The sequence below is a fragment of the Vreelandella sp. F11 genome (genome assembly GCF_042466685.1).
GTDB lineage: Bacteria > Pseudomonadota > Gammaproteobacteria > Pseudomonadales > Halomonadaceae > Vreelandella.
This window is the reverse complement of the sequence record NZ_CP170448.1, coordinates 4,204,126-4,218,623: the sequence shown is the minus strand read 5'-3', so window position 1 is coordinate 4,218,623 and position 14,498 is coordinate 4,204,126. Positions and strand designations below refer to the sequence as shown.

The following is a 14,498-nucleotide window of genomic DNA, read 5'->3' as shown; positions in this document are numbered from 1 at the left end:
GGATGAGTAAATAGCATGTATCAGCACTATGCGAGACCAGGGCAGGACGCCGATGGTGAGGAGCCCGGCCACGCGGTGGCCATTCTCAGCGTTCAAGGAAGCTCGCCTGGAATTCATATTGTCGACGTTAATACCGACTATCAGCGGCTCTGGGGTGGCAGCCGTGAAGAGTGGCTGGGTGCAGCGCCTATTATCGTTCAGCAAGAGGCAGCCAACCGGCAAATTTTTGACCAGTTGCACGATGCGCTGAATCCCTTGCTCAATGATGCGGAAAATTTTTTTGAGGGTATTGGAGGGCTGGAAGTCAATCGCCGCCATGATGGGACGCGTCGCTATGTTGAATGGCGAATTACGGCGATGGGTGTGCGCCACAATGACACCATTACTCTCGTGTTAACCCAGCGTAATGTAACCGAGCAAATGGAAAAAGAGGCGCAGCTTGAACGGCTAGCAACCACCGATATGCTTACGGGGCTGGTGAATAGGTCACAGTTTGATGCAGTACTGAAAAGCGAGGTCAACCGCCAATGCCGCTACGCTCGACCACTCTCTTTAATCATGCTGGATATCGATTTCTTTAAAAACATTAACGATGGCTATGGCCACGATGTCGGTGACCAAGTGCTGGTCGAGCTTGCCCATTTGCTTAAGCGCAATCTACGTAAAGCGGATTGTTGCGCACGCTGGGGTGGTGAAGAGTTTATGTTATTAGCCCCTGAAACCTCCCTTGAGCAGGCCGTGCGGCTCGCAGAAAAAGTCCGCGCCGCCGTTAAACATGCTGACTTTCCTATTCAAGGCGGCGTTACGGCCAGTTTTGGTGTTGTGGAGGTTTATGCGCAAGAATCGATCAAGAACGTCATGAAGCGAGTGGATAACGCCCTTTACCTCGCGAAAGAGGAAGGGCGTGATCAAGTTTCAACGGGTGGCTTATTGCCTTCTGTTAAGCAAGCTTAATCTTGGTCGCGATCAATCGCGAACGCTGACCAAGCCTGACGAACGGTCATAATTTCCAAGCGATTGATGTTGATATGGTCGGGCAGGGTCGCCAGGTAGTATAGCTGCTCGGCGATATCTTCCGCTTGAAGTGGCGTTGTGCCTCGGTAAAGCGCATCCGAAGCGGCCTGGTTGCCTTTGGTTCTAACCAGTGTGAACTCGGTTTCGGCCATGCCGGGCGCTAGATCGGTGACGCGCACGCCAGTACCTAACAGATCGCAGCGCAGGTTATAGCTGAACTGTTGAACGAACGCTTTTGATGCCCCATACACATGCCCGCCCGGATAGGGCCACTGTCCCGCCACCGAGCCGAGATTGAGAATGCTCGCCCCTTTACCGGTTTTCAGCAGTAGCGGCAGCGCCGCGTGTGTCACATTGACCAAGCCCGTTATATTGGTATCGATCATGGTGTGCCAATCTTCCAGCGCTACCTTTTGTGCCGGTTCCGGCGCCAGGGCCAACCCCGCGTTGTTGATCAAACAGGTGAGCGGTAGAAACTCCTCAGGCAGTCCACTAATCGCCGCTGTCACTGCGTCGCTGTCACGGACATCCAGCGCCAGTGTCAGCACGGGCACCTGCCCAGAGAGTTCCTCCTCAAGGGCTTTGAGGCGCTCAACGCGTCGCCCGGTTAAAATCAACGACCAGCCTGCTTTGGCAAACCGCTGGGCCGCCGCTTTACCAAATCCTGACGTCGCTCCGGTAATAAGTACGCTAGGCATTGCAGTTTCTCCACGTTATTCAAATGATTAAAAGGCGATGGGACGAGTTCTGACATCACTGTAAGTAACGCTGGTTCAAGCCTTTAGAGCCAGTTAGTGCCTGTCACTGTGACATCACTCGTCTGTCCCTCTGGTATGTAACGACTGGCCCTACAGCCTATCCGGTTGACTCACTAGGCTGGCAAGCACGCTATTTGTTAACGGATTAATCAGGGTGCCTGCTATGAATACCAACATTGCCGCTTCACATCCACCCGTAAGCGGTGTGGATAATACTTATGTACACACCTTGGATCGTCAGTATGTGTTCCACTCCTGGGCACAGCAAGGCAGTTTAGACCCCATGGTGATCGCGGGGGCTGAAGGGTGTCGCGTATGGGACTATGTGGGGCGCTCGTATTTGGATTTTAGCAGTCAATTAGTCAATACCAATATTGGCCATCAGCACCCCAAGGTAGTGAGCGCGATTCAAGCTCAGGCCGAAAGCCTGTGTACCATTGCCCCGGCCCATGCCAATTTAGCCCGCGGCGAGGCTGCTAAGCGCATTATCGCCAAAGCGCCCACGGGTTTTAGTAAGGTGTTTTTCACCAATGCGGGGGCCGATGCCAATGAAAACGCTATTCGCATGGCGCGGCTGTATACCGGGCGAAGCAAAATACTATCCGCCTACCGCTCCTATCACGGCAATACCGGTTCAGCGATTGCCGCCACCGGCGACTGGCGACGGGTGCCCAACGAGTATGCTAGTGGCCACGTGCACTTCTTCAACCCTTATCTCTATCGCAGCGAGTTCTGGGCGCGGGATGAAGAGGAGGAGTGCGAGCGGGCGTTGCAACATCTACGTCGGGTGATTGAGTGCGAAGGTGCTAACGCGGTCGCGGCCATCCTGCTGGAAACCATCCCGGGTACCGCTGGCGTACTGTTACCCCCGAAGGCGTATCTTCAGGGCGTTCGAGAACTCGCCGATGAGTTCGGCATTGTGCTGATTCTCGATGAAGTAATGGCCGGTTTCGGTCGCACGGGTCGCTGGTTCGCCTTTGAACATTACGACATGGCGCCGGACTTAATCGTCTTCGCCAAAGGGGTTAACTCAGGCTATGTGCCCGCCGGGGGCGTGATTATCTCTGAACCCATCTCACGCTATTTCGATGACCACTTTTTTGTCGGTGGCCTAACGTATTCCGGTCACCCGCTGGCAATGGCGGCGATAGTTGCAACTTTGGATGCAATGGAAGCAGAGGGCGTGGTTGAAAACGCTGACGCGATGGGTAATGGCCCGTTAGCCGCAGGCTTGCAACAGCTTACCGAGCGATACGCCATCATTGGTGATTGGCGGGGGGTTGGTGTGTTTCACGCTTTGGAGCTGGTCAGCGACCCGGTTTACAAAACGCCACTACCAGGGGCGGAGGTGTTGAAACTCAAGCAGCAATTAATGGAAAACGGGCTGCTGGTCTTTACCGTTGAGAACCGCATCCATGTGGTGCCGCCGTGTATTGTGACGGCTGCTGAAGTGGAGGAGGGGTTAGCCATCCTGGATCGCGTATTGAAAAACTATACGGCATCACGCTAGATGGGGGGTTAAGTGCTTAGGGCGTTATCGTAGGCTAGGCCCAGGCGCTGTATGCCTGGGTCGATACGCTCCCTCTCGATGGCGCCAAACCCTAGCCGGAAAAAGCGCCGCGGCGGGGCGGCATCGAAGAAGTGCTGGAAGCCGGGTTCGATCAGCACACCCCGCTGGGCGGCATGCCAGGCTAGACGTTGGGTATCAATGCTAGCATCCGCTTCCATCCAGAAGGCGCTGGAGCGACGGCTGCTGTGACTGAGGCAGCCGGGCAATGCCTGATCAATGGCAATCCGCATGGCGTCCCGGCGTTGGTCGATCTCCTCCACATGAAGTTTGAGGTAGCGCTCGTAATAGCCTTGCGAAATAAACTGCGCCAACTGGTGCTGTAACGCAGCGGGTGGGTGGCGGTACATCATACGCCGCAGCGCCCGCAGCTCGTCGATCACCTCAGCATCGGCCACGACATAACCCATGCGCAGCCCGGGTGAGAGTGCTTTGGATAAGCTGCCCATATAGATAATTCGCGCGCTCTGGGCACTGGCTTTGAGCGCGGGCAGCGCGAACTGGTCGCCGTGAATCTCGGCGTCGTAGTCATCCTCAATGACGATTTGGTCGCGGTGGGGGAGTTGGGCCAGCAGGGCCTCCCGTCGCTCGCGGCTCATGGTGACGCCCGTGGGGACCTGGTGGCTAGGCATGACGTACAGATAGTCACACTGCTGAGATCCCTCAAGGCACATGCCATCCGCATCCACGGTTTGAAACTGCAGGCTGGCGCCGCGGTGAGAAAACACGTTCATCGCCTCGCGGTAACCGGGGGATTCCAGAGCCACGCGAGTGCCCCGATGGCAGAGCAGTTGTGCAATCAAATAGAGTGCATTCTGCGTTCCCATGGTGATCAGAATCTCTTCTGAGCGAGCAAAAATCCCCCTGCGCGGCAAAATATGTTTACGCAGTTGCTCAATTAGCAAAGGGTCGTCCTGATCAATACGATCTCGCAGCCACGGTTTATCGCGCTGTGAGCTTAGTAAACGCCGAGAAACATCGCGCCACTGGGCTAACGGAAAAAGGCGTGTATCTAATTGGCCATAAATAAACGGATACGCATACTCCGACCAATTACCGGGCTTGAGAATCCCTTGGTAGTTAGTAGGGCGCTGAGTAATGCGTTTGTGCCAGTTTGGTGCACTTACCGCGTCGTTATGGGTGTCGGTTAGCGCTGATAGTGATGAATCAAGCGTTGAGGGAGGGTCGTTATAATCAGGGTGTAAATAGTAGCCGCTACGGGGGCGGCTTATTAGATAGCCATCCTCGACCAGCTTTTCATAAACAATCGCCACCGTATTACGTGAAATACCCAACTGTTGCGAAAGTTTGCGGCAGGAGGGCAGCGCATCCTCGCTGGGTAAACTGCCCATACGAATGGCTTCTAACAGCGTTTTGCGTAGCTGCTCTTGCAGGCACGTGCCAGCGTTAGGGTCGACCTCAAGGCACAGCGTTGTCATGCACATCCCCTCTACAAAATCCTGGCCGTATAGCCCATTCACTCAAGCATCTCTCCTTAAACAAAGCATCTTTCGTGCCAGCTCTCATATCGGCAATGGGGTGCGGTAACTGTCCTTTTAATTTGCGCTAACTGGCTCTAATCGCTGAGAGGATAAAAATCTAGGGTGAAGTCAGCTTCTGCGTGTCGCCGAAACGTTTGCAGCCACACTGGATGTAGAAACAGGCGAGTGATTTTTTGAAGCGTATTTTTCTATAACGAGTTTTTCTAAAACCTAGGGAATATCGGACGATGAAAAAAATAACGGCCTTAGCCTCCGCAATAAGCATCGGCGCACTTGCTTTAAGTGCTTCACTGACGGTTTCCGCTGCGGATTTAGATGAAATAGAGAGCCGCGGCTATATGAGCGTGGCCACTGAAGATAACTACGCCCCGTTCAACTTTATGAGCGGCAGCGACCCCGATGGCTTTATCAAAGACATCTTGATTGAGCTGGAAGACTACGCTGACTTTGAAGTCCGCCAGGATATTCTGCCGTGGACAGGGCTTTTGGCATCGGTTTCGTCGGGCCAGTACGACATGGCACTCACCGGTGCATCAGTGACCGATGAACGCCTGCGGGTATTTAACTACGCGCCGCCGTTTGCCTCGGCTCAGCACTTTTACATCAAGCGGGCAGGCGATGACCGTATCAACAGCGTTGAAGATTTAAGCGGTATGACGCTAGGTGTTCAGGCGGGCAGTGCACTGCTTTCGCGGCTGCCCGAGTTGGAAGTCATGCTGGAAGAGAGCGGTGGCGAGCTGGGCGATGTAATGGAGTATGAGGCCTATCCAGAAATCTATGCGGATCTCGCCAATGGTCGTGTCGATTACGTAATTAACTCTATCGTGCCGGTGAATGACCTGATCCGGGAGCGCTCTGACGTATTTGAGGCGGGCCAAGCCGTTTCCGGCCCAGGCTTCGTGGCCTGGCCAATGCCTAAAGACAGTCCAGAGTTGCTGGCCTATATCACCGACTTTATGAGCCATCTGCGCGATTCCGGCCGCCTGGCCGAGCTGCAGGAAAAGTGGTTTGGCGAGTCCTTTGATGACCTACCGACAACACCGATAACCTCAGTAGAAGAGTTCCACGAAATGGCCGGTATGTAAGCCATCACCTTCGCCTGCCGCCCAGGAGCGTTATCTGGGCGGCTGTTATTTCATCAAGCGAATCAGGGGGTGAGTGAGCATGGACAGTAGCGCATGGGGACTTCTCATTCAGGGTGCCTGGACAACGCTGTGGATATCCGGCATCTCCATTGCCATCGGTGTGGTAATGGGACTACTAATCGCTTTGCTAAGGGTGGCCAAAATCCCTGTTCTGCATCAGTTGCTAGGCGTTTACATCAGCCTGGCGAGGGCCACGCCGCTGGTGACGCTGGTGCTGTTTATCTTCTTAACCGCGCCGACCATGGGCGTAAACCTCAACCGCAATGTGGCCGGTATTATCGCGCTAACCCTCAATACTACCGCTTTTAATGCTGAAATTTGGCGCTCTGCATTTAACAACTTCTCCAAAGAGCAGCGTGAAGCGGCGCTGGCGATTGGCATGACCCCATGGGTCTATTTCCGCCGCATTATGCTCCCACAAATTACCATTACCAGCCTGCCGGGCCTGGTCAACGAGATGTCGTTTCTGATTAAAGGCAGTCCGGCCATTGCGGTCATCGGTGTGGTCGATCTGACCCGCGTGACCAACCGCATTTCAGCGGTTACCTACGACCCACTGCCACCCATTTTAGCGGCTGCGGCGCTGTATATGCTGATTATCAGTCTGTTGGTGTGGTTTCAACGCGTGGCCGAGCGTAAAGCTAGCCGACTGGCCGTCTAAGGTGGTCGTTATAGGAAGCCATTATGAGCAACTGGGAAATTCTTTGGTCATCTTACGATGTGTTTTTAAGTGGTTTTTATAACACCTTAAAACTGTTTGGTTTATCCGCCGTGCTAGCTTTTTTAATGGGTAGCAGTATGGTGTTTTTGTTGGAAGGATCTCGCCCGCGGTTGAAGATTCCGCTACGGATTTTTATCGATGGCATGCGCATGCTGCCGTTTTTGATCCTGGCGTATCTGCTCTATTACGGTTTACCCAGTGCAGGCATTCGTATGAGCGCCTGGACGGCCGGGATTATTGCCCTGGTGATTTACCACGGCGCCTACTTTGCAGAAATTCTACGCGGCTGTCGCGCTACCTTCGCCCAAGGGCAAGTAGAGGCCGCCATCGCCCAAGGGTTTTCTCAACCCAAAATGTTTCTGCGTATTATCTTGCCGCAACTGATATTAAAAACCCGCGGTTTGCTGGGCAATCAACTGATTATCCTGCTCAAAGACACTGCGTTTTTGGTGATTATCACCGTGCGCGAACTCACTGCGGCGGCAAGCAGTTTGTCGAGCACCTACTTCATTCCCATGGAAGCGTTCATCGTGGTGATCGGCTTCTACTGGCTGATCAGCATTGGTTTAGAACTGTTTATCAAAATGATTGGCCGTTTTGGCGCCAAGCGAGGATTCGAAAATGCCTGAGACCGCCGCTGTTAGTATCCGTAACCTCTCCAAAAGCTTCGATGGCATTGAGGTGCTGCGGGATGTATCGCTGGAAGTGCAACCCGGTGAAGTGGTGAGCATCTTAGGCTCATCGGGCTCGGGTAAATCGACCCTGTTACGCTGCATAAACTGGCTCGAACAGCCTGACCGCGGCGACATTCGTATTGACGGTGACCGCATCGGTGTTAGCGATACCGGCAAACCGATGTCGCGCCGTGAGCTGGCGGGTATGCGCGCGCGCTTAGGCATGGTTTTTCAGGGCTTTAACCTCTGGCCTCATTTAAGCGTGCTGCGCAATGTCACCGAAGCGCCTATTTACGTGCAGGGCGTTAGTAAGGCGGAAGCTGAGGAGCGTGCCATGGCGCTGCTCGAAAAAGTCGGCATGGCCGATAAGCGCGAACAGTACCCCTACACACTGTCGGGCGGGCAGAAACAGCGGGTAGCGATTGCCCGGGCACTCGCCATGCAGCCCAAGGTGATGCTGTTCGATGAGCCCACTTCAGCCCTCGACCCCGAGCTGGTCGGTGAAGTGCTTGGAGTCATTAAAGACCTCTCCAAAGAGGGCTACACCATGGTGCTGGTAACCCACGAGATGGAGTTCGCTCGGGCGGTCTCCGATCAAGTGGTGTTCCTCGATAAAGGCATCATTATCGAAAAATCTCACCCCAGTGAGTTCTTTGAGAATCCTAAAACCGACCGAGTACGGCGCTTTCTGGAACTTGAAGCGCCTGCGGTGTGAGCACACTGAATCTGGCGCTGGCTAGATCATTACCCCAACTGCCTTCGCCAGCGGTTCTCAATGGTATCCAGCTCTGCCGGGCCGTAGTGGGCATGATCATGCAGTCCGTAGTAGGCCCATAATTGATCGCCATAATCGAAGTGCCACCACTCGCTGGGCAGGTTGGTGAAGCCTTGTTGATGCAGGGTGTGATAGAGCAGGCGGCGGTTATCCCGTGCCTTCTCTTGCTGCGGAGTAGGTGTTTCCAGCGTTTCGAAATAGTCGCTATGGGAGGAGGGAATCGCTTCATCGAACAGGGTGCCCATATCCAGCGGTAGGCCGTCGGCATCACAGAGCGTGACATCGACAGCGCCGCCGGTGAGGTGTGGGCTTGGGGCTAAAGGGTCGCGGCTGGGTACCGATACGAATTCTCTTGTACGCTCCAATAGCTCCGCTTCGCTGAGATCTGGATGGTGGTGGTGGATGGCTTCATTAAGGGTATCAAACAAGTACTGCTGCACCCGCCATGGCCGCCAGCCATCCAGTACGATCAACCCGATGCCCTCGGGTAAGCTTCGTGCTGCAGCGAGTAACGCCCGATAAACCCCCTCACGTACAAAACACTCCGGTACCGCACCAGGAATGCCCAGTCGCGCATAGGCGGGGAATACGCTGACTGGTGCCGGGGCTAGGCTCATGGGTACCAGGCGCTCACCGTTATCTTCAATAGATGCACGGCGTAACTGCTCCCAGCAGGGGGCTGGGTGGCTGGGTATCGGCGGCAAAGCCTTCAAGAGTGTGTTCAAAGGCATCATGTTATCCAAAGAGGGTGTTATCAAAATTGAGTCGGCAGCCATAGCGTCAGTGATGGAAAAAAGATTAATAGAATAAGCACCGCAATCGCCGTCAGCACAAAGGGCCAAATGGTTCTGAACAGTGACACTATCTCTAGTCGACTGACCGCGGCAGCCACAAACACACAGGCGCCCAAGGGTGGCGTGATTAACGCAATGGTAATGTTCAGTGTGATGATGACGCCCAGGTGAATGGGGTCGATACCCGCCATCAAGGCCACTGGCGCAAAGATTGGCGTCAGTAGCATCAACGCCGACACCTCTTCCATAAACATGCCCGTTATAAAGGTGATAGCACTCAGTAGCAGTAGAATCAGTACGGCGTTATCTATGTAAGGAGACAGTAGCGAGACAAATTGCGCGGGCACCTGCGCGTAAGAGAGCAGCCAGCTAATCGTCGCTGAGGCTGCCATGATTAGAAAAATCGCTGACGTTAAGCGCGCCGTATCGAGGATGGCCTGCCAGCACTCTTTAAGACGTAACCCGCCCAGCACAAAGCCACACAGGGCTACGTACAGCGCTGTTAATGCGCCCGACTCTGTCGGCGTCACAAAGCCCAGCACGATACCTGCAACGATAATGAAGGGAGCGATAAGCGCAGGCAGGGCGGCTACGAAGGCTATTCCAAGTTGGCCGATTGAGGGTAACTGGCCGCTTTTGGGTAACCGATGGCGCCAGGCATACCAGGCGTTCATGCCCATAAAGGCCATACCTAGCAGCAGACCCGGCACGACGCCCGCCAGAAATAGATCACCGACTGAGGTGTTGGTCAGTGAGGCATAAAGGATCATAAAGATACTGGGGGGAATAATCGGGCCGATCAGCGAACTGCCAGCGGTCAACCCAGCGGCAAAGGCCCGTGAGTAGCCCTCCTTCTCCATGGCAGGTACTAAAAGCGACCCCAATGCCGAGGTGTCCGCCACCGCTGAGCCGTTGACGCCTGCGAAGAATACGCTTGAAACCACATTGACGTGGCCCATGCCGCCCCGCAAATGCCCTACTATCAGGCGGGCGAAGCCCATCAAGCGCTCCGTTAAGCCGCTGACGTTCATCAGGTTGCCGGCGAAGATAAATAACGGAATAGCCATCAATGAGAAAACGTTGATACCACTGAAAAATTGCTGGGGCAGCATACGTGGAATCATCGAAGGGTCGACAAACAGAAAGCCCACTATCGCCGTGGTCAGTAGCGCGATGAAAAGAGGAAGCCCAAGCAAAACGTGGCCAAGGAACACCGCCAGCATGGTCACAATCATAAAGAGTCCTCAACGGTCTTGAGCGGCGCAGGGCCATAAAGAAGCACGTGCCAGGCCAGTAACAAAAAGCCAGCGGGTAGTGAGAGCAGTGGCACCGTGCGGCTAATGCCAAGCCCAGAGGTGGTAAACATGCTGACCGAGAGCGCATAGCGATAGCTGACCCATGCTCCTCCTAGGGCAATCAGCAAGGTGAGCAGCCACTGGTACACATTGAGCAAACGAGCGAAGGGGGCGGGCAGCAGCTTCTCTAACAGCCCAACGCGCATATGCCCTCCTTCCGACCAGACGGCCCCTGCCGCAAGCATCACCGTGGCGATGATCAAGAAGCGCGACAGCTCATCTGTCCAAATAGGGGCGCCGCCGGCGATATAGCGGGAAAACACACCAAATAGAATCGCCGCAACATTGAGGGATAACAGCGCGCCCGCAAGCGTAAGGGTAACAGGGCGGCTGATTGCTAAAAGACGGGTTCGAAGCGTATTGAACATGGCAGCCTTCCATGAAGCACAGAAACGTTAAGCACTAGAACATTAAGTACGGGAGATAGGGGCCAGTAAGGTGCCAGCCCCTGTTGTTGCCATCGTTGCAATGGTTACAACGGTGTTAACAGCCGTTAGTCGAGCAGTTCGCTCATGCCTGCATCTTCTAATGCCATATCGATCCAGCGTTGCTCGATATCACGCTCACCGAGCCACTCAAGGTAAGCAGGCTGGCCGATTTCGCGGAAGGCGGCGAGCTCCTCTTCAGAAGGGCGAATCACTTCCATACCTTGTTCTTCCAGATAGGCAATGCGTGCCTCGACCTGCTCTTCGTTATGCTCACGGGCATTGTGATTGGCTTCGGTGACGGCCTCCATAAAGGCGCTACGAAGTTCATCATCCCAACCCGCGATCATTTCGCTGTTGCCTACCAGGAATTGGTCGGAGTACTGGATATTGGCGAGGGTCAGGTAGTCCTGCACTTCGTAAAGGCTGCCTAGGATGATATACATCGGCGGGTTCATTTGGCCGTCAGCCACCCCGGTGCGCAGTGCCATGTAGGTTTCTGTCCAGGGAATAGGCGTGCCGGAGGCACCGAAGGCCTCATAGAGAGCGACCTGGCTAGGATCCATGGCGCGGAAGCGGAGACCTTCGAAGTCGTCAGGATGGCTGATCGGCCTTTCGTTATTGGTGAACGCTAAGAAGCCCCCCTCTTCGACAACCGCCAGCATATCGATACCCGCACGCTCCTGCAGGGTACTGCTGACTTCCTGCCAATACGCTCCTTCATCGAAGAAGCTACGCGCCGCCGCAAAATCGTCGAACAGAAACGGAATAGCGCTAACAAAGATTTCATCAACCAGAGGAGAGACACCCGCAAATGACGCCACATTGAGCATCGGCGTGCTCATGGTCTGCTCCATGCGCTCCTGCTCTTCGCCCAGCATGCTATTCGGATAGAGCTCAAGCTGGATCTCACCGTCAGTTTTTTCGTCTACCAACGTTTTAAGGTTCTCTGCAAAGACGTGAACCGCATTCTTTTCGGGATCTGGGGCACCGTTGTAACTCAGATTAATGGTGGTGGCTGCAAGAGTGTTCCCTGCCATCATGGCAGAGCCAATCAGGCAAGCCGAGATGAGTCGTTTGGGTGAAAAGTGCTGAGTAAACATCGTAAGTCTCCTGGTTTATTGTCGTGAGCTACGGGGCGCTATGGGCGAGTTATTGGATTTATAAGGAGTGCCTACTAGAAGACTATGTATTGAGGTGTTGACTATGCAATACCTAAACTGTGGCTTTTATTGCAACAGTCGCGGTGCATCGGCGGAGAAAAAGCGCATGCCTTTGTGCAAATGATCGATACAGGTGGTTGAAGCGACCGGGAGCTCCTGCCCTTTCAGGCTAACAATTTGTGCCCGCGTACCGTTCATCACCGGGTACTGCATGGGGAGTGTGAAGATCTCACCGCGCTCAATCTCATCCGCTACGGTGAGCTCAGGCATAAACGTAACGCCGATGCCTGAGCGCACGAAATTCTTTAACACCGAAACAGAATTGGTATGCAGGCGCGCTTCAAGATGAATGCGCTCCTGGTGGGCCACCATATTGACCATTTGCCGCATACCGAAAGGGTTATCCATTAACGCAAGGGGCCAATCCTTGAGGTCATGCAATGTCACAGGGCGATCTAGCTCGCTGAGCGGATGATTGGGTGGCACGATGACATCCAGTGGCTGGCGTGTTTCCACGTGGCAGAAAAGTTGCGGGTCTACCGGCGGTGCATAAAGTAGCGCTATATCCACTTCGCGATCTTTGAGTAACGACATCGCTTCGTTGACGCCCGCCATGCGAATTTCGACATTGATACCTGAAAACGCTGACATAAAAGTGCCTAACGGTGCGGCGATCAGGTCAGCGATAAACCCTTCTCCCACGGCAATGCGAACTTCCCCTTTCGCTAGGCTCTGAAGGGCCATGAGCTGGGATAGTACGGCCTCTTCTGATGCTCGCTGGGCATGAAAATGGTGCACCAGAAGCTGGCCCGCTGCAGTAGCACGCATCCCCCTTCCGTGCCGCTCACATAGCTGGGTATCCAACTCTTCTTCGAGCGCTTTTAATTGGCGGCTAACGGCAGAGGCGTCAACATTGAGGTGGGCGGCGGCGCGCCTGAGCGAGCCGCGGCGAATCACTTCATTGAGGTAGGTTAATGCACGCTGGTTAAGCATAAAACACGCCTATGTTGGAGTGTTTTATATCTTACCGGAAGCCTGCCCGAACTTGTTATGGTTGGGACTAGCTAAGCGACTGGGTGGCTTGCTGAGAGTGGATGTTTTTATCCTCTACCGCATCCGCCAGCATATCTGCGGTGATGGCGGAGAGTGTCCAGCCCAGGTGGCCGTGGCCGGTGTTGTAGAACACGGTGGGCAGTTTGCCGGGGCCGACTTTGGGCAACATATTGGGCAGCATCGGGCGTAGCCCAGCCCAGGGCACCACGCGGCGAGTGCTGACCGCGGGGAAACACTCTTCCACCCAGCGAATCAGCGGGCGGATGCGGTTGTCGCGGATATCGCGATTAAAGCCGTTAAACTCGGCGGTTCCAGCGACGCGGAAGCGGTCATCGCCCAGACGGCTGGTGACCAGCTTGGTTTCATCATCCAACAGGCTAACGGTGGGGGCGGCCTGTTGAGAGGCGGCATCGTCAAGTTGCACGGTAATCGAGTAGCCTTTGACCGGGTAGATATTGACCCGGTCGCCAAGCTTGGCGGCCAAGGCGCGGCTGCCTACGCCTGCACATACCACCACGCTATCAAAGGTTTCGCGCACCGGTTCACTGCCGAGATCGGTTAGATCATCGGCAGTGATCCAGGTGTGCTGTTCGTCCGCGCCAATATCCTGCACGTTGTGACCATAGTTAAGCGTGACGCCGCGGCGTTCGGCGGCTTGCGCCAGTCCATGGGTAAACTTATGGATATCGCCGGTGGCATCGCTTTCAGTATAGAAGCCGCCGTAGTAGTTGCCCGCCAGGGTGGGTTCGATGGCACGCATCTCATTGGGAGTCACTGCCCTGCGCTCCAGGCCGCCTTTGCTTAGCAGCTTGGAGACCTTGGCGGCGTGCTCATAGCCTGCCTTGTCGCGGTAGATATGCAGGATACCTTTCTGTTTTAAATCGAAATCGATCTGCTCATCCTGCGCCCATTGAAATAGGTGCTCGCGGGCGGCAATGGCCAGCCGTGCGGTCTCCGTGGTGTTGGCGGAATAGCGGGGGATCGAGGCGATAAATTCGCCAAACCAACTGAGCTTGTGCCAGCTTGGGCGGGGGTTAACCAGCAGCGGAGCGTCGTTTTTAAGCATCCAGCGCAGGCCTTTGACCACCGTCGGCCAGTGGTTCCACACTTCAGCGTTAGACGCCGAGAGCTGCCCGCCGTTGGCAAACGAGGTTTCCATCGCTGCATAGCGGTGCTTTTCAAAGACGGTGACATCATAGCCACGTTTGGCCAGGGCGTAGGCGCTGGTGATGCCGGTAATACCACCACCGATAACGGCAATGCGTAGCATAACTCTCTCCAGATTGTATGAGCGTCGGGGATCCCGCCTAACGGCGTAGCTGCTGCTGGGCGTACCCCTTCCGTCATGGAACCTGAGAGATTCACGCATCCTTTGGGTGCGCTTGCTCCTTCGGTGGGCTGAGTGACGCAGTCATCAGCCGCTCTTCGGAAAGTGATGGTGATAGCGGTCCGGTTGCCTGAGAGTTTCCGGGGCTGTTGCTCCTTCGGCGCTGGCGTCATCGACTATTGATGCGCCAAGCTCTCCCGTTATCACGATGCTGCTTATTGTTTT

14 protein-coding genes and 1 riboswitch are annotated in these 14,498 nt (G+C 54.9%); of the genes, 6 read left to right on the top strand and 8 right to left on the bottom strand.

The window, feature by feature from the left end:
• Positions 1-15 precede the first annotated feature (15 nt).
• On the top strand, positions 16-954 hold the full coding sequence (locus ACFIOZ_RS19310) for a GGDEF domain-containing protein (protein ID WP_386080530.1): 939 nt from the start codon (positions 16-18) through the stop codon (positions 952-954).
• Here ACFIOZ_RS19310 and ACFIOZ_RS19305 read toward each other — a convergent pair.
• Complete coding sequence (locus ACFIOZ_RS19305; protein ID WP_386080529.1) at positions 951-1,712, bottom strand: SDR family NAD(P)-dependent oxidoreductase; 762 nt, start codon at positions 1,710-1,712, stop codon at positions 951-953. The genes ACFIOZ_RS19310 and ACFIOZ_RS19305 overlap by 4 nt on opposite strands.
• A 223-nt stretch (positions 1,713-1,935) precedes the next feature.
• On the opposite strand from ACFIOZ_RS19305, the gene ACFIOZ_RS19300 reads away from it, so the two are divergent.
• The gene (locus tag ACFIOZ_RS19300; protein ID WP_386080527.1) at positions 1,936-3,282 is read left to right on the top strand and encodes an aspartate aminotransferase family protein; all 1,347 of its coding nucleotides are present in this window, start codon (positions 1,936-1,938) and stop codon (positions 3,280-3,282) included.
• An 8-nt stretch (positions 3,283-3,290) separates the two neighbouring features.
• Here ACFIOZ_RS19300 and ACFIOZ_RS19295 read toward each other — a convergent pair whose 3' ends face one another.
• Positions 3,291-4,778, bottom strand: coding sequence for a PLP-dependent aminotransferase family protein (locus ACFIOZ_RS19295; protein WP_386080525.1), 1,488 nt, complete (start codon positions 4,776-4,778; stop codon positions 3,291-3,293).
• Between the two features lie 290 nt (positions 4,779-5,068).
• Between ACFIOZ_RS19295 and ACFIOZ_RS19290 the strand changes: the two genes are divergently transcribed.
• The 4 genes from ACFIOZ_RS19290 (at position 5,069) to ACFIOZ_RS19275 (ending at position 8,096) form a co-directional block, all read left to right on the top strand.
• On the top strand, positions 5,069-5,926 hold the full coding sequence (locus ACFIOZ_RS19290; RefSeq protein ID WP_386080523.1) for a transporter substrate-binding domain-containing protein: 858 nt from the start codon (positions 5,069-5,071) through the stop codon (positions 5,924-5,926).
• 79 nt (positions 5,927-6,005) lie between these two features.
• Positions 6,006-6,647, top strand: coding sequence for an amino acid ABC transporter permease (locus ACFIOZ_RS19285; protein WP_022521643.1), 642 nt, complete (start codon positions 6,006-6,008; stop codon positions 6,645-6,647).
• A gap of 23 nt (positions 6,648-6,670) precedes the next feature.
• Positions 6,671-7,336 carry an amino acid ABC transporter permease gene (locus ACFIOZ_RS19280; protein ID WP_386080522.1) on the top strand — a complete coding sequence of 222 codons (666 nt, stop codon included), beginning with the start codon at positions 6,671-6,673 and terminating at the stop codon, positions 7,334-7,336.
• The gene (locus ACFIOZ_RS19275; RefSeq protein WP_386080520.1) at positions 7,329-8,096 is read left to right on the top strand and encodes an amino acid ABC transporter ATP-binding protein; all 768 of its coding nucleotides are present in this window, start codon (positions 7,329-7,331) and stop codon (positions 8,094-8,096) included. Before ACFIOZ_RS19280 ends, ACFIOZ_RS19275 begins: the two co-directional genes overlap by 8 nt.
• Positions 8,097-8,125: 29 nt before the next feature.
• On the opposite strand, the gene ACFIOZ_RS19270 is transcribed toward ACFIOZ_RS19275, so the two are convergent.
• The 6 genes from ACFIOZ_RS19270 to ACFIOZ_RS19245 form a co-directional block, all read right to left on the bottom strand.
• Entirely contained in the window at positions 8,126-8,890 is a 765-nt protein-coding gene (locus ACFIOZ_RS19270; RefSeq protein ID WP_386080519.1) for a M15 family metallopeptidase, read from the bottom strand.
• Between the two features lie 20 nt (positions 8,891-8,910).
• Positions 8,911-10,185 carry a TRAP transporter large permease gene (locus ACFIOZ_RS19265; RefSeq protein WP_386080517.1) on the bottom strand — a complete coding sequence of 425 codons (1,275 nt, stop codon included), beginning with the start codon at positions 10,183-10,185 and terminating at the stop codon, positions 8,911-8,913.
• A complete protein-coding gene (locus tag ACFIOZ_RS19260) occupies positions 10,182-10,673 on the bottom strand; it encodes a TRAP transporter small permease (RefSeq protein WP_386080516.1) in 492 nt (163 codons plus the stop codon). The genes ACFIOZ_RS19265 and ACFIOZ_RS19260 overlap by 4 nt, the downstream gene beginning before the upstream one ends.
• Positions 10,674-10,798: 125 nt before the next feature.
• The gene (gene dctP, locus ACFIOZ_RS19255; RefSeq protein ID WP_386080514.1) at positions 10,799-11,833 is read right to left on the bottom strand and encodes a TRAP transporter substrate-binding protein DctP; all 1,035 of its coding nucleotides are present in this window, start codon (positions 11,831-11,833) and stop codon (positions 10,799-10,801) included.
• Between the two features lie 126 nt (positions 11,834-11,959).
• On the bottom strand, positions 11,960-12,886 hold the full coding sequence (locus ACFIOZ_RS19250) for a LysR family transcriptional regulator (RefSeq protein ID WP_386080513.1): 927 nt from the start codon (positions 12,884-12,886) through the stop codon (positions 11,960-11,962).
• Between the two features lie 67 nt (positions 12,887-12,953).
• A complete protein-coding gene (locus ACFIOZ_RS19245; RefSeq protein ID WP_386080511.1) occupies positions 12,954-14,216 on the bottom strand; it encodes a D-amino acid dehydrogenase in 1,263 nt (420 codons plus the stop codon).
• 165 nt (positions 14,217-14,381) lie between these two features.
• Positions 14,382-14,483: riboswitch (glycine riboswitch) on the bottom strand.
• Positions 14,484-14,498: the final 15 nt, after the last annotated feature.

What these genes read in the sequence shown, in the direction of transcription:
- ACFIOZ_RS19300 (WP_386080527.1), top strand. Translation starts at nt 1,936, where the DNA reads ATGAATACCAACATTGCCGCTTCACATCCACCCGTAAGCGGTGTGGAT.
- ACFIOZ_RS19260 (WP_386080516.1), bottom strand. Translation starts at nt 10,673, where the DNA reads ATGTTCAATACGCTTCGAACCCGTCTTTTAGCAATCAGCCGCCCTGTT.
- ACFIOZ_RS19250 (WP_386080513.1), bottom strand. Translation starts at nt 12,886, where the DNA reads ATGCTTAACCAGCGTGCATTAACCTACCTCAATGAAGTGATTCGCCGC.
- ACFIOZ_RS19290 (WP_386080523.1), top strand. Translation starts at nt 5,069, where the DNA reads ATGAAAAAAATAACGGCCTTAGCCTCCGCAATAAGCATCGGCGCACTT.
- ACFIOZ_RS19265 (WP_386080517.1), bottom strand. Translation starts at nt 10,185, where the DNA reads ATGATTGTGACCATGCTGGCGGTGTTCCTTGGCCACGTTTTGCTTGGG.
- ACFIOZ_RS19245 (WP_386080511.1), bottom strand. Translation starts at nt 14,216, where the DNA reads ATGCTACGCATTGCCGTTATCGGTGGTGGTATTACCGGCATCACCAGC.
- ACFIOZ_RS19305 (WP_386080529.1), bottom strand. Translation starts at nt 1,712, where the DNA reads ATGCCTAGCGTACTTATTACCGGAGCGACGTCAGGATTTGGTAAAGCG.
- ACFIOZ_RS19310 (WP_386080530.1), top strand. Translation starts at nt 16, where the DNA reads ATGTATCAGCACTATGCGAGACCAGGGCAGGACGCCGATGGTGAGGAG.
- ACFIOZ_RS19280 (WP_386080522.1), top strand. Translation starts at nt 6,671, where the DNA reads ATGAGCAACTGGGAAATTCTTTGGTCATCTTACGATGTGTTTTTAAGT.
- dctP (WP_386080514.1), bottom strand. Translation starts at nt 11,833, where the DNA reads ATGTTTACTCAGCACTTTTCACCCAAACGACTCATCTCGGCTTGCCTG.
- ACFIOZ_RS19275 (WP_386080520.1), top strand. Translation starts at nt 7,329, where the DNA reads ATGCCTGAGACCGCCGCTGTTAGTATCCGTAACCTCTCCAAAAGCTTC.
- ACFIOZ_RS19295 (WP_386080525.1), bottom strand. Translation starts at nt 4,778, where the DNA reads ATGACAACGCTGTGCCTTGAGGTCGACCCTAACGCTGGCACGTGCCTG.
- ACFIOZ_RS19285 (WP_022521643.1), top strand. Translation starts at nt 6,006, where the DNA reads ATGGACAGTAGCGCATGGGGACTTCTCATTCAGGGTGCCTGGACAACG.
- ACFIOZ_RS19270 (WP_386080519.1), bottom strand. Translation starts at nt 8,890, where the DNA reads ATGATGCCTTTGAACACACTCTTGAAGGCTTTGCCGCCGATACCCAGC.